Raw genomic sequence first — 15623 nt, forward strand, 5'->3', positions numbered from 1 at the left:
GCCCGGCCAGGTTGACCCTGGCCGGGCTTTTTAGTGGCCGTGAATCAGGCTGAGGCTTGCGCCTTGTCTTCCTGGGCCATGCACGCGGCGGCGGTGAAGAGCACGTCGGTGGAGGAGTTCAGCGCAGTTTCCGCCGAGTCCTGCAGCACGCCGATGATGAAGCCTACGGCCACCACCTGCATGGCGATTTCGCTGGGGATGCCGAACAGGCTGCAGGCCAGTGGAATCAGCAGCAGCGAGCCACCGGCGACACCGGAAGCGCCGCAGGCGCAGATCGCCGCCACCACACTGAGGAGCACGGCGGTCGGCAGGTCGACGGCGATGCCCAGGGTGTGCACGGCGGCCAGGGTCAGCACGGTGATGGTGATCGCCGCGCCGGCCATGTTGATGGTGGCGCCCAGGGGGATGGACACCGAATAGGTGTCTTCATGCAGGCCCAGGCGCTTGCTCAGCTCCAGGTTGACTGGAATGTTGGCCGCCGAACTGCGGGTGAAGAACGCGGTGATGCCGCTCTCGCGCAGGCAGGTCAGTACCAGTGGGAAGGGGTTGCGGCGGATCTTCCAGAACACGATCAGCGGGTTCATCACCAGGGCCACGAACAGCATGCAGCCGATCAGTACCGCCAGCAGGTGCAGGTAGCCCAGCAGCGCGTCGAAGCCGGAAGTGGCCAGGGTCGAGGCCACCAGGCCGAAAATCCCCAGGGGCGCGAAGCGGATCACCACACGCACGATGACGGTGACCCCGTTGGACAGGTCGTCGAGCACCGTGCGGGTGGTCTGGCCGGCGTGGCGTATGGCCACGCCCATGCCGATGGCCCAGGCCAGGATACCGATGAAGTTGGCGTTCATCAGAGCGCTGACCGGGTTGTCCACCACACTCAGCAGCAGGCTTTGCAGCACTTCGCTGATGCCGCCGGGAGCGGTGATGGCGACGTCGTGGGTCGACAGCACCAGGGCGGAGGGGAACAGGCTGCTGGCAATCACGGCCACTGCAGCAGCAGCGAAGGTGCCTAGCAGATAGAGCACCAGGATCGGCCGGATATGAATTTCCTGGCCGTGCTTGTGGTTGGCGATGGAGGCCATCACTAGCACGAACACCAGGATCGGCGCCACGGCCTTGAGCGCCGAGACGAAGACCTTGCCGATAAAGGTGGTGGACTTCGCCGCCTCGGGTGCCAGCAAGGCCAGGGCGATACCGGCAATCAGGCCGATAACGATCTGCGTGACCAGGCTGAGGCGTTTGAGGAATTGCAGAAAGGAAGGGGGGGAAGCGCTCATAGCGGTATCTCTGTTTATTTTAATGTGCAGTGCATGCCGGGTACCCAGGGCCGGAAGTGGCCCGGGCTGCAGCGGCACCCATGGCTGCGGTGGTCAATGGCAACCGGCGATCGGGCGACTTGAGTGGCAGTGCGCGATCAGGCCTGTTTTTGGCAGGGGGCGGACTTTATCACAGCAGCCAGTGATTCCTGCGTCGATGTGACGATCTGCCACTTGGCACAGCAAGAAAAGCGGCGACGTGGCGGTTGCCCTGACCCGTACTCACTCTGTTAACATTCGCCACCCCCTTTTCCTATCCAGTCAGCGGGCCCTTCGGGCTATCGCTGCTGTCGCCGTTTCTGGAGTTCTTGATGTTGTTGCCCATCCTGCTGTTGTCGGCCGCGGGTTTTACCGTGCTGACCACGGAATTCATCATCGTCGGCCTGTTGCCGTCGATTGCCCGGGACTTGCAGGTCAGCGTGTCCCAGGCCGGCTTGCTGGTGACCCTGTTCGCATTCACCGTCGCCGCTTTCGGCCCCTTCCTGACCGCCTACTTCGCGCGTTTTCCGCGCAAGCAGCTGTTTATCAGCGTGCTGTTGATGTTTGGCCTGGCCAATACCCTGGCGGCGCTCGCGCCGAATATCTGGGTGATGTCCCTGGCGCGACTGGTGCCGGCCCTGGGGTTGCCGGTGTTCTGGGCCCTGGCCAGCGAAACGGCAGTGGATATCGTCGGCCCGGACTACGCCGGGCGCGCCATTGCCAAGATCGGCTTCGGCATTGTTTGCGCCACGGTGTTCGGGATTCCCGTGGGCACCCTGATCGCCGATGCCTTTGGCTGGCGCAGCGCCTTTGGCCTCCTCGCTGTGGTGGCCTTTGGCAAGGCCTTGCTGCTGTGGGTCTACCTGCCGACAACCAAGCCGCATAACCAACAGGCGAGCCTGCGTTCGCAGTTTCGCATCCTGCGCAGCCCGCTGATGCAGGGGCATGTACTGCTGTCGATTCTGGTGTTCAGCGGCATGTTCACTGCCTATACCTACCTGGCGGATATTCTCGAGCGCCTGGCGGGCTTCAACGGCACCGTGGTGGGCTGGTGCCTGATGGGCTTTGGCGCGGTGGGGTTGATCGGCAATTCCCTGGGCGGCCGGGCTGTGGACCGGCATCCGCTGATCGCTTCCATGGTGTTCTGTGGGTTGATGATCGGCGGCATGCTGGCCTTGGTGCCGAGCATTCATTCGACCCTGGGGTTGGCGGCAGCCATGGGTGTCTGGGGCGTGACCCAGGCAGCCCTGTTCCTGGTCAGCCATGTGCGGCTGATCAAGGCGGCGCCGCAAGCGCCGGCGTTCGCTGCGTCGCTGAACATCGCCGGGGCCAACCTGGGGATCGGCCTGGGGGCTATGGTCGGCGGTCGGGTGATCGACACCTTGGGGCTGGGTAGCCTGGGATTTGCAGCGTCCTGCTTCATTGTGCTGTCCATTGCCCTGGCGTTGCTGCTGATGAAGCTCAAGGCGCCGCACGCCTGTCCTTCCTGATCAGTGGTTGATGGAGGTGAACAGTTCCCGTCGGGCCCCTTCGGTAATGGCGACAATGCCGGGGTGCTTGACCTTGCGCTCCACGGAAATGGCGTAGAACGATTCAGTCACGGCATCGGTCTGGCCAATCAGATGCACGCCGTACTGTTGCCGGACCTCATCGGTAATCACGCTGGGGGCGATAAAGATCCCACTGCCGGACTGGCCGAAGGCCTGCATCAGAGCGCTGTCATCGAATTCGCCGATGATGCGCGGTTGCAATTGCTGTTCGGCGAACCAGCGCAGTAGGCGGCTGCGGACCACGGTTTCCTGGCCCGGGATCAGCAGCGGGGCGCCGTGCAGGCCCCGGGGAAAGTCCGCGCCGTGCAATCGCGCCAGTTCCTCGGTGGCGAAGAAACTGACGCCACATTCTCCGAGTTTCTGGCTGTAGCCCTTGATGTCCAGATGCGAGGGCATGGGGCTGTCGGAGATCACCAGGTCCAGGCGCTGGATGGCCAGGTCTGCCAGCAGGCGCTCTAGTTTGTCTTCGCGGCAGGTCAGGCGAATCGGGTCGCTGAGTTCCATGGTGGGCGCGATCAGGCGATAGACGATGGACTTGGGCACCACGTCTGCCACGCCGACGCGGAATTGGATCTGTTGCTCGTCGGGTCTGGCCCGAAGCATGGCTTCCAGTTCACCACCGAGCTGGAACATCTGTTCGGCGTAGGGCAGGGCCTGGCGCCCGGCTTCGCTCAGTTCCAGTTGGCGTCCGACCCGGTGAAACAGTTCGATGCCATAGGTCTGCTCCAGCAGGCTGATCTGGCCGCTGATGGTTTGTGGAGTCAGGTTGAGCTGCTCGCAGGCGCGGACGATGCTGCCGGTCTTGGCTACAACCCAGAAATAATGCAGTTGTCGGTAGTTGAGCATGGCGACTATCAGTTCGTGAAAATCGAAGTATAACTGCTAAAAATACGAATTTTCCTGAAGTATTACTCTCCTTAGAATGCCCCGCTATCGACGGGGCCCCACTTGGCCACGCCCGTTCTATCGAGGAATACGGTATGTCATTCAAAAAACTGGGTGTAGCGTCGCTGCTGGCACTGTCTATGCTGACCCTGGCAGCTTGCGATCAGGCGGAAAAAAGCGCGCAACAGGTGCTGGACAAGGCGGCCGAGACTGCCAAGCAAGCCATCGACGATACTCACAAGGCCGCAGAGCAAGCGTTGAGTGACGCCACGCAAAGTGTGACCGGCAAGGAAAAACCACAGGAAGACGCGGCGAAGAAGCCGGAGTCGTCCCAGGAAATCTGATCTTTCATACAACCGATTCAGGATTGACCCATGGATTACCTCTTACAACTCGCTGCTAGCCCCACTGCTTGGGTCGCCCTGGCCACCCTGGTGGTGATGGAAATCGTGCTCGGCATCGATAACCTGATCTTTATTTCCATCCTCACCAACAAGTTGCCGGAAAAGCATCGGGCCAAGGCGCGGCGCATTGGTATTGGCATGGCGTTGTTCCTGCGTCTGGCGCTGCTCAGCACCATCGCCTTCATCGTCCAGCTCACCGAGCCGGTGATCGACGTCATGGGGCAGAGCTTCTCCTGGAAGGACATGATCCTGATTGCCGGTGGCCTGTTCCTGGTGTGGAAAGCCACCACGGAGATTCACCACAGCATGACTCCGGAGCCTGAGGCGGACAAAACCCAGACATCGGGCGTGGCGATCGGCTTTGCTGCTGCGATTGGCCAGATCCTGTTGCTGGACATGGTGTTTTCCATCGACAGCATCATTACTGCCGTGGGCATGACCGAGCACTTGCCGATCATGATCATTGCCGTGGTGGCGTCGGTACTGGTGATGCTGCTGGCTGCCGAGCCGTTGGCCAAGTTCATCAATGACAACCCGACCGTGGTGATGCTGGCCCTGGGCTTCCTGATCATGATCGGCATGACCCTGATCGCCGAAGGTTTCGGCGCCCATGTACCCAAAGGGTATGTGTATGCGGCGATGGCGTTCTCGGCTGCCATTGAAAGCCTGAACATACTGGCCCGTCGGGTCCGCCAGAAGCGTCAGGCGGCGCAGGCCGAGGGCTGATTCGCAACCATGACGAACGGCCGTCTGTACTCCTTGGAGTCAGGCGGCCGTGTTGTTTTCGGCAGGGCGGGAATGTTGATCAGTGAGCAGTGGCTGGGCGCCGGGCGGCTTTTCCAGTCTTGATGTCAGGGGTGGACTGCTGGGGCCGATGATGGTGACGGCGGGTGATGCGTAGCACGCCCCAGAGCATTGCGGCGGCTACGGCCAGCCAGCTCAGGATCAGCATCACTATCGTCGTTGTCAGGCTCATAAGTGCCTCCTTGATGCCCTGTCCAGGGCACACACTCTTACCAATGGTTAGTCTAGTAGTCTCTGTGTTTCAGGCTATTGACCAATAGTCGAGAGTCTTCGAACACTTCGCTCTATGGTTTTCAATTAACTGCCGCCTAACGCTATACCCTCGCCCGTGAGCGCCCTATGATCAAGGCCCCAGCCGGGACCGGGTCGTCCGGCGTTTGAATATAGAGAGCGATGATGGTGCGGGTATTTCCTCGATTTCGAGCGGCGTTGCTGGTCAGCGCCTGTGTCTTGAGCCTGGTCGGTTGTGCCGGCAGCGTGCAACCCGAGATCCAGCGCCTGCCGGAGCGGGTAGAGCTCAACAGCGTGCCGTTTTTCCGTGGAGAGATGTACCAAAGTGGCCCCGCAGCCTTGGCTGGCATGCTGTCGCAACAGGGCGTCGTGATTACTCCGGGGTTGCTGGACAAACCCTTGCACCTGCCTGGCGCCGAGGCGCAATTGCAGCAGAACATGCTAAGCCTGGCGCGTGAGTACGGCATGGTGGTCTATCCCCTGGATGACCATCTAGCCGCCCTGCTGACCCAGGTGGCGGCGGGTTATCCGGTACTGGTGCGCTTTACCGAAGGTTCGACGTTCTGGGCTGAGCCGCGTTATGCGGTGTTGGCCGGCTACAACCGGGACAAGCAAACCGTGTTGCTGCGTGGAGCGAAAAGCCGTCGGCAACTGATGAGCTTTCGTGAGTTCGAGTCTTCCTGGAAGAGCGCCGGGAGCTTTGCGGTATTGATTCAGGCGCCCAACCAGTTGCCAGCCAAGGTCGATCGCCAGCGCTGGTTGAAAGCGGCCAATGACCTGGGGCAGGCCGGTCAGGAACAGGCGGCGGCCAGGGCCGCTAAAGCGCTCGACAGCCACTGATACTCAAGCACAACAACGGCGCCATTGGGCGCCGTTGTTGTGCTTGAGTATCAGTGCGAGGCCTGAGGGGCTGCAGTCTGGCGGTTCTTGAGGTTCTTATCGGCCTTGTAGCGCAAGGCCACGTCCGGTACCGAGCCGCTCTTGCCGGTTTCTACCCAGTTGCGGATGCGGCTGGCGTCGGCAAAGTGGGTGTACTTGCCGAAGGCATCGAGAATCACCAGGGCTACCGGGCGATTGCCCATGCTGGTGACCAGCACCAGGCAGTGACCGGCCTGATTGGTGAAGCCGGTCTTGGTGATCTTGATGTCCCATTTCTCCTTGTTGACCAGGTGGTTGGTGTTGCGAAAGCCCAGGGTGTAGTTGGGCTTGCGGAATGCCACGGTCTTTTCCTTGGTGGTACTCAGCTCGCTCAGTAGAGGGTACTTGCGGGCAGCCACCAGCAATTTGCTCAGGTCGCGAGCCGTGGAAACGTTATGGATCGACAGGCCGGTGGGTTCCACATAGCGGGTGTGGGTCATTCCCAGTGACTTGGCCTTGGCGTTCATGGCGGCGATGAAGGCCGGATAGCCTCCCGGGTAATAATGGGCCAGGCTGGCCGCGGCGCGGTTTTCCGAGGACATCAGGGCAATCAGCAGGGTGTCTCGACGGCTTAGTTCGCTTTTGAGCTTGACCCGGGAGAACACGCCCTTCATTTCTGGGGTGTCGCTGATGTTCATGGAGATGTGTTCGTCCAGCGGCAGCTTGGCGTCCAGAACCACCATGGCGGTCATCAGTTTGGTCACCGAAGCGATGGGCACCACAACGTCCGGATTGCTGGAATAGATGACTTTGTTGGTTTGCAGGTCCAGCAGCAGGGCGCTGCCGGATGCAATATGCAATTGTGAAGTGTCTCTTGGCGCCGCGGTGGTTTCGCTGGCGTCGACGCTGTGCGCGATCAAGGTGCCGGACACAGCAAACAATAAGCTGAGGATGGAGAGACGAATTTTCACGCGGGCGGACTCGATAATAATGGATATGCCGTTTGGCAACGGGCTTTTTCGGAAAAGCGTTACATTTTATGAGTATGGCTGAAGAACTGTCGATTGTTCTTCAGTGGTCAGTCGAAAACCCTTAAAAACCAAGAAAAAACACCGTTTTTTCCTGAGCGCTACTGCGGTTTCAGAATAGGCTGAGTGCGATCCTGAACGCTAAGATTCAGGGGCGATAAAGAGCGCTGTGGCGTTGTAACGTTGGCGCATAAAAAAACCCGCCATTGGCGGGTTTTTGTGCGCTGTCGAAAACTCAGCTGTGCAGCGATTCTGCGGCGTACAGGGTGTTTTCCAGCAGGCAGGCGCGGGTCATGGGGCCTACGCCACCAGGCACTGGAGTGATCCAGCCCGCGCGGGGCAGGGCGGTTTCATAAACCACGTCGCCCACCAGCTTGCCGTCTTCCTGGCGATTGATGCCGACGTCGATGACGATAGCGCCTTCCTTGATCCACTCGCCCTTGACCAGGCCTGGCTTGCCAGCAGCAACGACAACCAGGTCGGCACGGCCGACATGGCCAGCCAGATCCTTGGTGAAGCGGTGAGTGACGGTCACGGTGCAGCCAGCCAGCAGCAACTCCATGGCCATCGGGCGCCCAACGATGTTGGATGCGCCGACCACTACTGCATCCATGCCATACAGGTCGGCACCGGTGCTTTCCAGCAGGGTCATGATGCCTTTGGGAGTGCAGGGGCGCAGCAGGGGAATGCGTTGGGCCAAACGACCGACGTTATAAGGATGGAAGCCATCCACGTCTTTGTCCGGACGAATGCGTTCTAGTAGTAGAGAGGCATCCAGGTGCTCAGGGAGTGGCAGCTGTAGCAGGACACCGTCGATGTTCGGGTCATCATTGAGGCGATCAATCAAGCCCGCCAGTGCTTCTTGAGTGGTGTCGGCGGGCAAGTCATAGGCTTGTGAAAGGAAGCCGACCTCTTCGCAGTCTTTACGCTTGTGCGAGACATAAACCTGAGAGGCCGGGTCGCTGCCGACCAGAATCACCGCGAGGCCCGGAGTACGCAGGCCTTGCTGGCGACGCTCGGCGACACGTTTGGCGATCTGCTGGCGCAGGCTAGCGGCGATCGCTTTGCCGTCGATTAGTTGTGCAGTCATGACGCGTGATTAACCATCGAGAGGGAGAGAAAAAGAGAACGTATTCTCGCATGTCGGAACGTGAGGGCAAAGGCGCTTGGTCTGCAAATTCCCCTAACTCCTTTAATTAAATGAATTTTTTTCAAAAAAGAGTTGACGACCTAAAGGCTCGCCTATAACATTCGTCGCACTTGTCGGGCACAGCCTAGCACTGGTTAAGAAAGTCGAGCAGAGTTGATGTTTAGCTCATAACGACTGAAAGCAATTAGTTTGTAATCGTTAAAGAATACAGATTAATAAGGCGCCCGTAGCTCAGCTGGATAGAGCATCCGCCTTCTAAGCGGATGGTCGCAGGTTCGAGTCCTGCCGGGTGCGCCATTAGGCAGCTTTGGCACAAGTAACGCAATATGGTGGGCGTAGCTCAGTTGGTAGAGCACAGGATTGTGACTCCTGTTGTCGTGGGTTCGATCCCCATCGTCCACCCCATATTCGAAGAAGGCGCCAGATTAATAGTCTGGCGCCTTTGCTTTAAAAGATTGTTAAGCGGACGTGGTGGAATTGGTAGACACACTGGATTTAGGTTCCAGCGCCGCAAGGTGTAAGAGTTCGAGTCTCTTCGTCCGCACCAATAAAGTAGCTAGTTAATAGCAGATTACGGCGCAGCACCTGAAAAGGGCTGCGCCGTTTTCGTTTCTAGGTCCGACATGTCTGGTGTTTTCACGCACAGTGGGGCGGCTGGGTTGGGCAATGGTTGGCCTTTGGTCACTGGGCGCTGGGATCTTGGCTATTGGTTGGTGTTTGTCAGGGAGGCTCTGGCCGGCTCCTTCTATATATAGAAGGGTTGGTGTAGAGGCTCTGGTTGGATTCGTAGTATTTGCTCTCATGGCGAGGCTCAACCCTTTGTCCTCGCCTTCACATTGTCGGCCGTTTTTTACCCGTTTTCAGTAGGGTGACTTCTTGAGTTTGACCCACTAGAATGCATGCCCTTGATTCTGGGGTCGGAAAACGGCCGGCTAACGTCTGTGCAACGAGGAATATCCATGCAAGTTTCTGTTGAAAATACTTCTGCTCTTGAGCGCCGCATGAGCATCACCGTGCCGGCTGAGCGCATCGAGAGCCAGGTCAACAAGCGTCTGCAGCAGACTGCCCAAAAGGCCAAAATTGCGGGCTTCCGTCCTGGCAAGGTTCCAATGAGCGTGATTCGTCAGCGTTATGAGGCTGATGCGCGTCAAGAAGCAGTGGGTGATGTGATCCAGGCTTCCTTCTATGAGGCCGTTGTTGAGCAGAAGCTGAACCCAGCTGGTGCTCCTTCGGTCGAGCCTAAAGTGCTGGAGAAGGGCAAGGATCTGGAATACGTTGCCACTTTCGAAGTCTTCCCAGAGTTCACGGTTGCCGGTTTCGAAAGCATCGCTGTTGAGCGTCTGAGCGCTGACGTAGCTGATGCTGATCTGGACAACATGCTGGAGATCCTGCGTAAGCAGAATGTTCGCTTTGAAGTTGTTGATCGCGCTGCGCAGAACGATGATCAACTGAACATCGACTTTGTGGGTAAGGTTGATGGTGAAGCTTTTGCAGGCGGTTCGGCTAAAGGCACTCAGTTGGTACTGGGCTCCGGCCGCATGATCCCTGGCTTCGAAGACGGTCTGGTTGGCGCCAAGGCTGGTGAAGAGCGTGTCCTGAACCTGACCTTCCCTGAGAACTATCAGAACCTGGATCTGGCCAACAAGGCTGCCGAGTTCACCGTGACTGTTAACAGCGTTTCCGAGCCTAAGCTGCCTGAGCTGACTGAAGAGTTCTTTGCTCAATTCGGTATCAAGGAAGCCGGCCTGGAAGGTTTCCGTGCCGAAGTTCGCAAGAACATGGAGCGTGAGCTGCGTCAGGCCATCAAGTCCAAGGTGAAGAATCAGGTAATGGATGGTCTGCTGGCCTCCAACCCAATCGAAGTGCCAAAGGCGCTGCTGGACAACGAAGTTAATCGTCTGCGCGTTCAGGCTGTCCAGCAATTCGGTGGCAACATCAAGCCGGATCAGCTGCCTGCCGAGCTGTTCGAAGAGCAAGCCAAGCGCCGCGTAGTGCTGGGCCTGATCGTTGCTGAAGTTGTTAAGCAATTCGATCTGAAGCCTGATGAAGACCGTGTTCGCGAGCTGATTCAGGAAATGGCTTCGGCTTACCAGGAGCCTGAGCAGGTCGTGTCCTGGTACTACAAGAACGAGCAGCAATTGAACGAAGTCCGTTCGGTTGTGCTGGAAGAACAAGTTGTGGATACTGTTCTGCAGAAAGCTAGCGTGACCGACAAATCGGTCTCTTACGAAGAAGCGGTCAAGCCGGTAGAAGCACCTCAAGCCGACTGATTTTCTTCTCGTTCGAAGCACACACCATAAGCCAGCCTTCGCGCTGGCTTATGCGTATTCAAGACGTGACTATTTGGGAGTGACTGCAGAGCATGTTCCGTAATTCGTATATTCAGCAGAACTCTGATATCCAGGCCGCAGGCGGCCTGGTCCCGATGGTTGTCGAGCAGTCCGCTCGTGGCGAGCGCGCCTACGACATCTACTCGCGCCTCCTCAAGGAGCGAGTGATCTTTCTGGTAGGTCCTGTAGAAGACTACATGGCCAACCTGATTTGTGCGCAACTGCTATTCCTTGAAGCGGAAAACCCGGACAAGGACATCCATCTCTATATCAACTCCCCGGGCGGCTCGGTAACGGCTGGCATGTCGATCTACGACACCATGCAGTTCATCAAGCCTAACGTTTCAACCACCTGTATTGGTCAGGCATGCAGCATGGGTGCCTTCTTGCTGACGGCCGGTGCCCCTGGCAAGCGTTTCTGCCTGCCAAACTCCCGAGTGATGATTCACCAGCCCCTGGGCGGTTTCCAAGGCCAAGCGTCGGATATAGAAATCCATGCCAAGGAAATCCTCTTCATCCGTGAGCGTCTCAACACGCTGATGGCCAAGCATAGCGGGCGCACTCTGGAAGAAATCGAGCGCGATACCAATCGTGATAACTTCATGAGCGCCGAAGCAGCGCGTGAGTACGGGTTGATCGATGAAGTAATCAACCAACGCCCCGCTTAAAATAAGCAGCTCAAAATAGGCTTGGTCAGTTGTTCTGATCAGTGGCGGGCTTGAAAAAGCCCGCAATAGCCTTCATCTTGTGTTGCAAGCCTATCGGATTTGGATCGAACGAATGACTGACACCCGCAACGGCGAGGACAACGGCAAACTGCTTTATTGCTCCTTCTGTGGCAAAAGCCAGCATGAAGTACGCAAATTGATTGCCGGCCCCTCGGTCTTTATCTGCGACGAGTGCGTCGACTTGTGCAATGACATCATCCGTGAGGAGGTGCAGGAAGCACAGGCCGAGAGCAGCGCGCATAAACTGCCTTCGCCTAAAGAAATCAGCGGCATCCTTGATCAATACGTGATTGGTCAGGAACGTGCAAAAAAGGTTCTAGCTGTAGCGGTGTACAACCACTACAAGCGTCTGAATCAGCGTGACAAGAAAAGTGACGACGTCGAGCTTGGCAAGAGCAACATCTTGCTGATCGGCCCTACAGGTTCGGGTAAGACGCTGCTGGCGGAAACCCTGGCGCGTCTGTTGAATGTACCGTTCACGATCGCCGACGCAACCACCTTGACCGAAGCTGGTTATGTGGGTGAGGACGTCGAGAACATCATTCAGAAGTTGCTGCAGAAGTGCGATTACGACGTAGAAAAAGCTCAAATGGGCATCGTCTACATCGATGAAATCGATAAGATTTCCCGCAAGTCTGACAACCCTTCGATTACTCGGGATGTTTCCGGTGAAGGCGTTCAGCAAGCCCTGTTGAAGTTGATTGAAGGTACGGTTGCTTCCGTTCCGCCACAAGGTGGTCGCAAGCACCCGCAGCAGGAATTCCTGCAAGTCGATACTCGTAACATCCTGTTCATCTGTGGTGGCGCGTTCTCCGGGCTGGAAAAGGTTATTCAAAACCGCTCTACCCGTGGCGGCATTGGTTTCAATGCTGAAGTGCGTAGCAAGGAAGAGGGCAAGAAGGTTGGTGAGTCCCTGCGTGAAGTCGAGCCTGACGATTTGGTCAAGTTCGGTCTGATCCCGGAGTTCGTTGGCCGTCTGCCAGTCCTGGCGACTCTGGATGAGTTGGATGAAGCTGCATTGGTTCAGATCCTCACTGAACCGAAGAATGCCTTGACCAAGCAGTACGCCAAGTTGTTCGAGATGGAAGGTGTTGATCTGGAGTTCCGCACTGACGCATTGAAGTCAGTCGCCAAGCGTGCACTTGAACGCAAGACAGGTGCTCGTGGCCTGCGTTCGATTCTCGAAGGTGTTCTGCTCGACACTATGTACGAGATCCCCTCGCAATCCGAGGTGAGTAAAGTAGTGATCGATGAAAGCGTCATTGAAGGCAAGTCCCAGCCACTGTACATCTATGAAAACAGTGAGCCGACGGCCAAGGCGGCGCCAGACGCGTAAGCGTCGCGCTGTTGGATTGAAAGAAGGGGCCTTCGGGCCCCTTTGCTTTTAGCGTCTTAAAGTGCTGTCTTTAAGCTTGTTTTTTTTACAGGCAGCCCCCATCTTGGTTTCAAGCTTACTTCCATCTGTTTACGGCCGTACGGCCGCCGTAGAGGCGAAATCATGAAGACAACCATCGAATTGCCTCTCCTGCCATTGCGTGATGTTGTGGTTTATCCGCACATGGTTATCCCGCTGTTCGTGGGGCGCGAGAAGTCGATCGAAGCCCTCGAGGCAGCGATGACGGGCGACAAGCAGATTCTCTTGCTGGCACAGAGAAACCCTGCTGATGACGATCCCGGTGAAGATGCACTCTATCGCGTAGGTACCATTGCAACTGTCTTGCAGTTGCTCAAGTTGCCTGATGGCACCGTCAAGGTGTTGGTTGAAGGCGAGCAACGCGGCGCTGTCGAACGCTTCAGTGAAGTTGATGGTCATTGCCGTGCCGAAGTCTCCCTGATTGACGAAGTAGATGCTCCTGATCGTGAGTCAGAGGTGTTCGTTCGCAGTCTGCTGTCCCAGTTCGAGCAATATGTGCAACTGGGCAAGAAAGTTCCTGCCGAGGTGTTGTCCTCCCTCAACAGTATCGACGAGCCAAGCCGCCTGGTGGATACCATGGCCGCGCATATGGCGTTGAAGATCGAGCAGAAACAGGAAATCCTCGAGATCATTGATCTGTCTGCTCGGGTCGAGCACGTCCTGGCATTGCTGGACGCCGAGATCGACCTGCTGCAAGTTGAAAAGCGCATTCGTGGCCGCGTCAAAAAGCAAATGGAACGCAGCCAGCGCGAGTACTACCTGAATGAGCAGATGAAGGCCATTCAGAAGGAGCTGGGCGATGGTGACGAGGGTCACAATGAAATCGAAGAGCTGAAAAAGCGCATCGATGCCGCCGGCCTGCCAAAAGATGCGATGACCAAAGCTCAGGCCGAGCTCAACAAGCTCAAGCAGATGTCGCCGATGTCTGCCGAGGCTACGGTGGTTCGCTCCTATATCGATTGGCTGGTTCAAGTGCCTTGGAAGGCCCAGAGCAAGGTGCGTCTCGACCTGGCGCGTGCCGAGGATATTCTCGACGCCGATCACTATGGTCTGGAAGAGGTCAAAGAGCGGATTCTCGAATATCTCGCCGTACAAAAGCGCGTGAAGAAGATTCGTGGTCCGGTGCTGTGCCTCGTCGGTCCTCCTGGGGTAGGTAAGACCTCTCTTGCGGAGTCGATCGCCAATGCGACCAACCGTAAGTTTGTGCGTATGGCGCTGGGTGGCGTACGTGATGAAGCGGAAATCCGTGGACATCGTCGAACTTACATCGGTTCGATGCCAGGAAGATTGATTCAAAAGATGACAAAGGTTGGCGTTCGCAACCCGCTGTTCCTGCTCGACGAAATCGACAAGATGGGCAGTGATATGCGTGGTGATCCGGCGTCGGCGTTGCTGGAGGTTCTGGACCCTGAGCAGAACCACAACTTCAACGATCATTATCTGGAAGTTGATTACGACTTGTCCGATGTGATGTTCCTTTGCACCTCCAACTCGATGAATATTCCCCCAGCATTGCTGGATCGGATGGAGGTGATTCGTCTGCCTGGCTACACCGAGGACGAGAAGATCAACATCGCGGTCAAGTACCTGTCGCCCAAGCAGATTCAGGCCAATGGACTGAAGAAAGGCGAGCTGGAATTCGACCCCGATGCGATTCGCGACATCATCCGCTACTACACCCGCGAAGCCGGTGTGCGGGGCCTGGAGCGTCAGATCGCCAAGGTCTGCCGCAAGGCGGTGAAAGAGCATGCGATGGAAAAACGCTTCTCTGTTAAGGTCACTTCCGATCTGCTGGAACACTTCCTGGGCGTGCGTAAATTCCGCTACGGCCTGGCCGAGCAGCAGGATCAGATCGGCCAAGTGACCGGCCTGGCCTGGACTCAGGTAGGCGGTGAGTTGCTGACGATCGAAGCCGCTGTGGTTCCAGGCAAGGGTCAGTTGATCAAGACCGGCTCCCTGGGCGATGTCATGGTCGAGTCGATCACTGCCGCGCTGACCGTGGTACGCAGTCGTGCCAAGAGCCTGGGTATTCCCTTGGACTTCCACGAGAAGCGCGACACCCACATCCACATGCCGGAAGGGGCTACCCCTAAAGACGGCCCTAGCGCGGGCATAGGCATGTGCACGGCGTTGGTTTCGGCGCTGACCGGCATTCCGGTGCGGGCTGATGTAGCGATGACAGGAGAGATCACCCTGCGCGGTCAGGTATTGGCCATCGGCGGGCTGAAAGAGAAATTACTTGCAGCTCATCGGGGTGGAATCAAGACGGTGATCATTCCTGAAGAGAATGTTCGCGATTTGAAAGAAATTCCTGACAATATCAAGCAGGATCTGCAGATTAAACCAGTTAAATGGATTGACGAAGTCCTGCAAATTGCGCTGCAATACGCGCCGGAGCCCTTGCCGGATGTGGCTCCCGAGATAGTTGCAAAGGACGAAAAACGCGAGTCTGACTCTAAGGAAAGAATTAGCACGCATTAGTACGCATTAGCCTGGGGGGCTTCCTTGACAGCTTTTTAGAGCCCTTGTTATAAAGCGGCTCTTAAGTGTCTGTAGGCCATTCAGCACTCGTTTTTGCTTTCACCAAAAAACTTAGAATCATACTCATAGATATGTAAGGGGACTTAGAGTGAACAAGTCGGAACTGATTGATGCTATCGCTGCATCTGCTGATCTCCCGAAAGCTGCTGCTGGCCGTGCGCTGGACGCAGTAATCGAATCCGTTACTGGCGCTCTGAAGGCCGGTGACTCTGTTGTTCTGGTTGGTTTCGGTACTTTCTCCGTAACTGATCGTCCAGCTCGTATCGGTCGCAACCCACAGACCGGTAAGACTCTGGAAATCGCTGCTGCTAAAAAGCCAGGTTTCAAAGCCGGTAAAGCACTGAAAGAAGCCGTAAACTAAGTTTCTTCAGGGTCTTTGCCCATCCGGGTCGGGGTCATGCCTGA

14 protein-coding genes and 3 tRNA genes are annotated in these 15623 nt (G+C 57.1%); 12 read left to right on the forward strand and 5 right to left on the reverse strand.

The annotated features are described in order from the left end of the window. Positions 1 to 44 precede the first annotated feature (44 nt). Positions 45 to 1277, reverse strand: a complete 1233-nt coding sequence (sstT, locus tag PQT43_RS09235) for a serine/threonine transporter SstT (protein WP_253085180.1) — start codon at positions 1275 to 1277, stop codon at positions 45 to 47. Positions 1278 to 1627: 350 nt separating this feature from the next. Here sstT and PQT43_RS09240 point away from each other — a divergent pair, with 350 nt between their 5' ends. After that, positions 1628 to 2785 carry an MFS transporter gene (locus tag PQT43_RS09240; protein WP_110596159.1) on the forward strand — a complete coding sequence of 386 codons (1158 nt, stop codon included), beginning with the start codon at positions 1628 to 1630 and terminating at the stop codon, positions 2783 to 2785. Here PQT43_RS09240 and nhaR read toward each other — a convergent pair whose 3' ends face one another. After that, positions 2786 to 3691 carry a transcriptional activator NhaR gene (gene nhaR, locus PQT43_RS09245; RefSeq protein ID WP_272753754.1) on the reverse strand — a complete coding sequence of 302 codons (906 nt, stop codon included), beginning with the start codon at positions 3689 to 3691 and terminating at the stop codon, positions 2786 to 2788. A gap of 134 nt (positions 3692 to 3825) precedes the next feature. Between nhaR and PQT43_RS09250 the strand changes: the two genes are divergently transcribed. Together PQT43_RS09250 and PQT43_RS09255 are read left to right on the forward strand one after the other, a co-directional pair. Beyond that, complete coding sequence (locus PQT43_RS09250; protein WP_102881836.1) at positions 3826 to 4074, forward strand: hypothetical protein; 249 nt, start codon at positions 3826 to 3828, stop codon at positions 4072 to 4074. A gap of 30 nt (positions 4075 to 4104) precedes the next feature. Then, positions 4105 to 4860 carry a TerC family protein gene (locus PQT43_RS09255; RefSeq protein ID WP_102881835.1) on the forward strand — a complete coding sequence of 252 codons (756 nt, stop codon included), beginning with the start codon at positions 4105 to 4107 and terminating at the stop codon, positions 4858 to 4860. A 79-nt stretch (positions 4861 to 4939) separates the two neighbouring features. Here the strand turns inward: PQT43_RS09255 and PQT43_RS09260 are convergent, their stop codons facing one another. Next, complete coding sequence (locus tag PQT43_RS09260; protein ID WP_162884075.1) at positions 4940 to 5110, reverse strand: hypothetical protein; 171 nt, start codon at positions 5108 to 5110, stop codon at positions 4940 to 4942. 224 nt (positions 5111 to 5334) lie between these two features. Between PQT43_RS09260 and PQT43_RS09265 the strand changes: the two genes are divergently transcribed. Further along, positions 5335 to 6009, forward strand: coding sequence for a PA2778 family cysteine peptidase (locus tag PQT43_RS09265; RefSeq protein ID WP_267268618.1), 675 nt, complete (start codon positions 5335 to 5337; stop codon positions 6007 to 6009). A 50-nt stretch (positions 6010 to 6059) separates the two neighbouring features. Here the strand turns inward: PQT43_RS09265 and pbpG are convergent, their stop codons facing one another. After that, positions 6060 to 6998 carry a D-alanyl-D-alanine endopeptidase gene (gene pbpG / locus PQT43_RS09270; RefSeq protein WP_102881833.1) on the reverse strand — a complete coding sequence of 313 codons (939 nt, stop codon included), beginning with the start codon at positions 6996 to 6998 and terminating at the stop codon, positions 6060 to 6062. A 292-nt stretch (positions 6999 to 7290) separates the two neighbouring features. Further along, positions 7291 to 8145, reverse strand: a complete 855-nt coding sequence (folD, locus tag PQT43_RS09275; protein WP_102864649.1) for a bifunctional methylenetetrahydrofolate dehydrogenase/methenyltetrahydrofolate cyclohydrolase FolD — start codon at positions 8143 to 8145, stop codon at positions 7291 to 7293. A gap of 280 nt (positions 8146 to 8425) precedes the next feature. Between folD and PQT43_RS09280 the strand changes: the two genes are divergently transcribed. The 8 genes from PQT43_RS09280 (at position 8426) to PQT43_RS09315 (ending at position 15579) form a co-directional block, all read left to right on the forward strand. Then, positions 8426 to 8502 (forward strand) — tRNA-Arg (locus PQT43_RS09280). 32 nt (positions 8503 to 8534) lie between these two features. After that, positions 8535 to 8610 (forward strand) — tRNA-His (locus PQT43_RS09285). A gap of 57 nt (positions 8611 to 8667) precedes the next feature. Beyond that, positions 8668 to 8752 (forward strand) — tRNA-Leu (locus tag PQT43_RS09290). 412 nt (positions 8753 to 9164) lie between these two features. Beyond that, positions 9165 to 10475, forward strand: coding sequence for a trigger factor (gene tig / locus PQT43_RS09295; protein ID WP_115580527.1), 1311 nt, complete (start codon positions 9165 to 9167; stop codon positions 10473 to 10475). Positions 10476 to 10567: 92 nt separating this feature from the next. Beyond that, positions 10568 to 11203 carry an ATP-dependent Clp endopeptidase proteolytic subunit ClpP gene (gene clpP, locus PQT43_RS09300; protein ID WP_011062274.1) on the forward strand — a complete coding sequence of 212 codons (636 nt, stop codon included), beginning with the start codon at positions 10568 to 10570 and terminating at the stop codon, positions 11201 to 11203. A gap of 112 nt (positions 11204 to 11315) precedes the next feature. Beyond that, complete coding sequence (gene clpX / locus PQT43_RS09305) at positions 11316 to 12599, forward strand: ATP-dependent Clp protease ATP-binding subunit ClpX (protein WP_272753755.1); 1284 nt, start codon at positions 11316 to 11318, stop codon at positions 12597 to 12599. A gap of 162 nt (positions 12600 to 12761) precedes the next feature. Next, a complete protein-coding gene (gene lon, locus PQT43_RS09310) occupies positions 12762 to 15158 on the forward strand; it encodes an endopeptidase La (RefSeq protein WP_102864652.1) in 2397 nt (798 codons plus the stop codon). A 148-nt stretch (positions 15159 to 15306) separates the two neighbouring features. After that, a complete protein-coding gene (locus tag PQT43_RS09315) occupies positions 15307 to 15579 on the forward strand; it encodes an HU family DNA-binding protein (RefSeq protein ID WP_011062271.1) in 273 nt (90 codons plus the stop codon). The last annotated feature ends 44 nt before the right edge of the window (positions 15580 to 15623 follow it).

This window comes from Pseudomonas sp. BLCC-B112 (genome assembly GCF_028550695.1).
Taxonomy (GTDB): Bacteria; Pseudomonadota; Gammaproteobacteria; order Pseudomonadales; family Pseudomonadaceae; genus Aquipseudomonas; species Aquipseudomonas danubii.

What these genes read in the sequence shown, in the direction of transcription:
- clpX (WP_272753755.1), top strand. Translation starts at nt 11,316, where the DNA reads ATGACTGACACCCGCAACGGCGAGGACAACGGCAAACTGCTTTATTGC.
- PQT43_RS09255 (WP_102881835.1), top strand. Translation starts at nt 4,105, where the DNA reads ATGGATTACCTCTTACAACTCGCTGCTAGCCCCACTGCTTGGGTCGCC.
- PQT43_RS09250 (WP_102881836.1), top strand. Translation starts at nt 3,826, where the DNA reads ATGTCATTCAAAAAACTGGGTGTAGCGTCGCTGCTGGCACTGTCTATG.
- sstT (WP_253085180.1), bottom strand. Translation starts at nt 1,277, where the DNA reads ATGAGCGCTTCCCCCCCTTCCTTTCTGCAATTCCTCAAACGCCTCAGC.
- nhaR (WP_272753754.1), bottom strand. Translation starts at nt 3,691, where the DNA reads ATGCTCAACTACCGACAACTGCATTATTTCTGGGTTGTAGCCAAGACC.
- PQT43_RS09240 (WP_110596159.1), top strand. Translation starts at nt 1,628, where the DNA reads ATGTTGTTGCCCATCCTGCTGTTGTCGGCCGCGGGTTTTACCGTGCTG.
- folD (WP_102864649.1), bottom strand. Translation starts at nt 8,145, where the DNA reads ATGACTGCACAACTAATCGACGGCAAAGCGATCGCCGCTAGCCTGCGC.
- tig (WP_115580527.1), top strand. Translation starts at nt 9,165, where the DNA reads ATGCAAGTTTCTGTTGAAAATACTTCTGCTCTTGAGCGCCGCATGAGC.
- lon (WP_102864652.1), top strand. Translation starts at nt 12,762, where the DNA reads ATGAAGACAACCATCGAATTGCCTCTCCTGCCATTGCGTGATGTTGTG.
- PQT43_RS09260 (WP_162884075.1), bottom strand. Translation starts at nt 5,110, where the DNA reads ATGAGCCTGACAACGACGATAGTGATGCTGATCCTGAGCTGGCTGGCC.
- PQT43_RS09265 (WP_267268618.1), top strand. Translation starts at nt 5,335, where the DNA reads ATGGTGCGGGTATTTCCTCGATTTCGAGCGGCGTTGCTGGTCAGCGCC.
- clpP (WP_011062274.1), top strand. Translation starts at nt 10,568, where the DNA reads ATGTTCCGTAATTCGTATATTCAGCAGAACTCTGATATCCAGGCCGCA.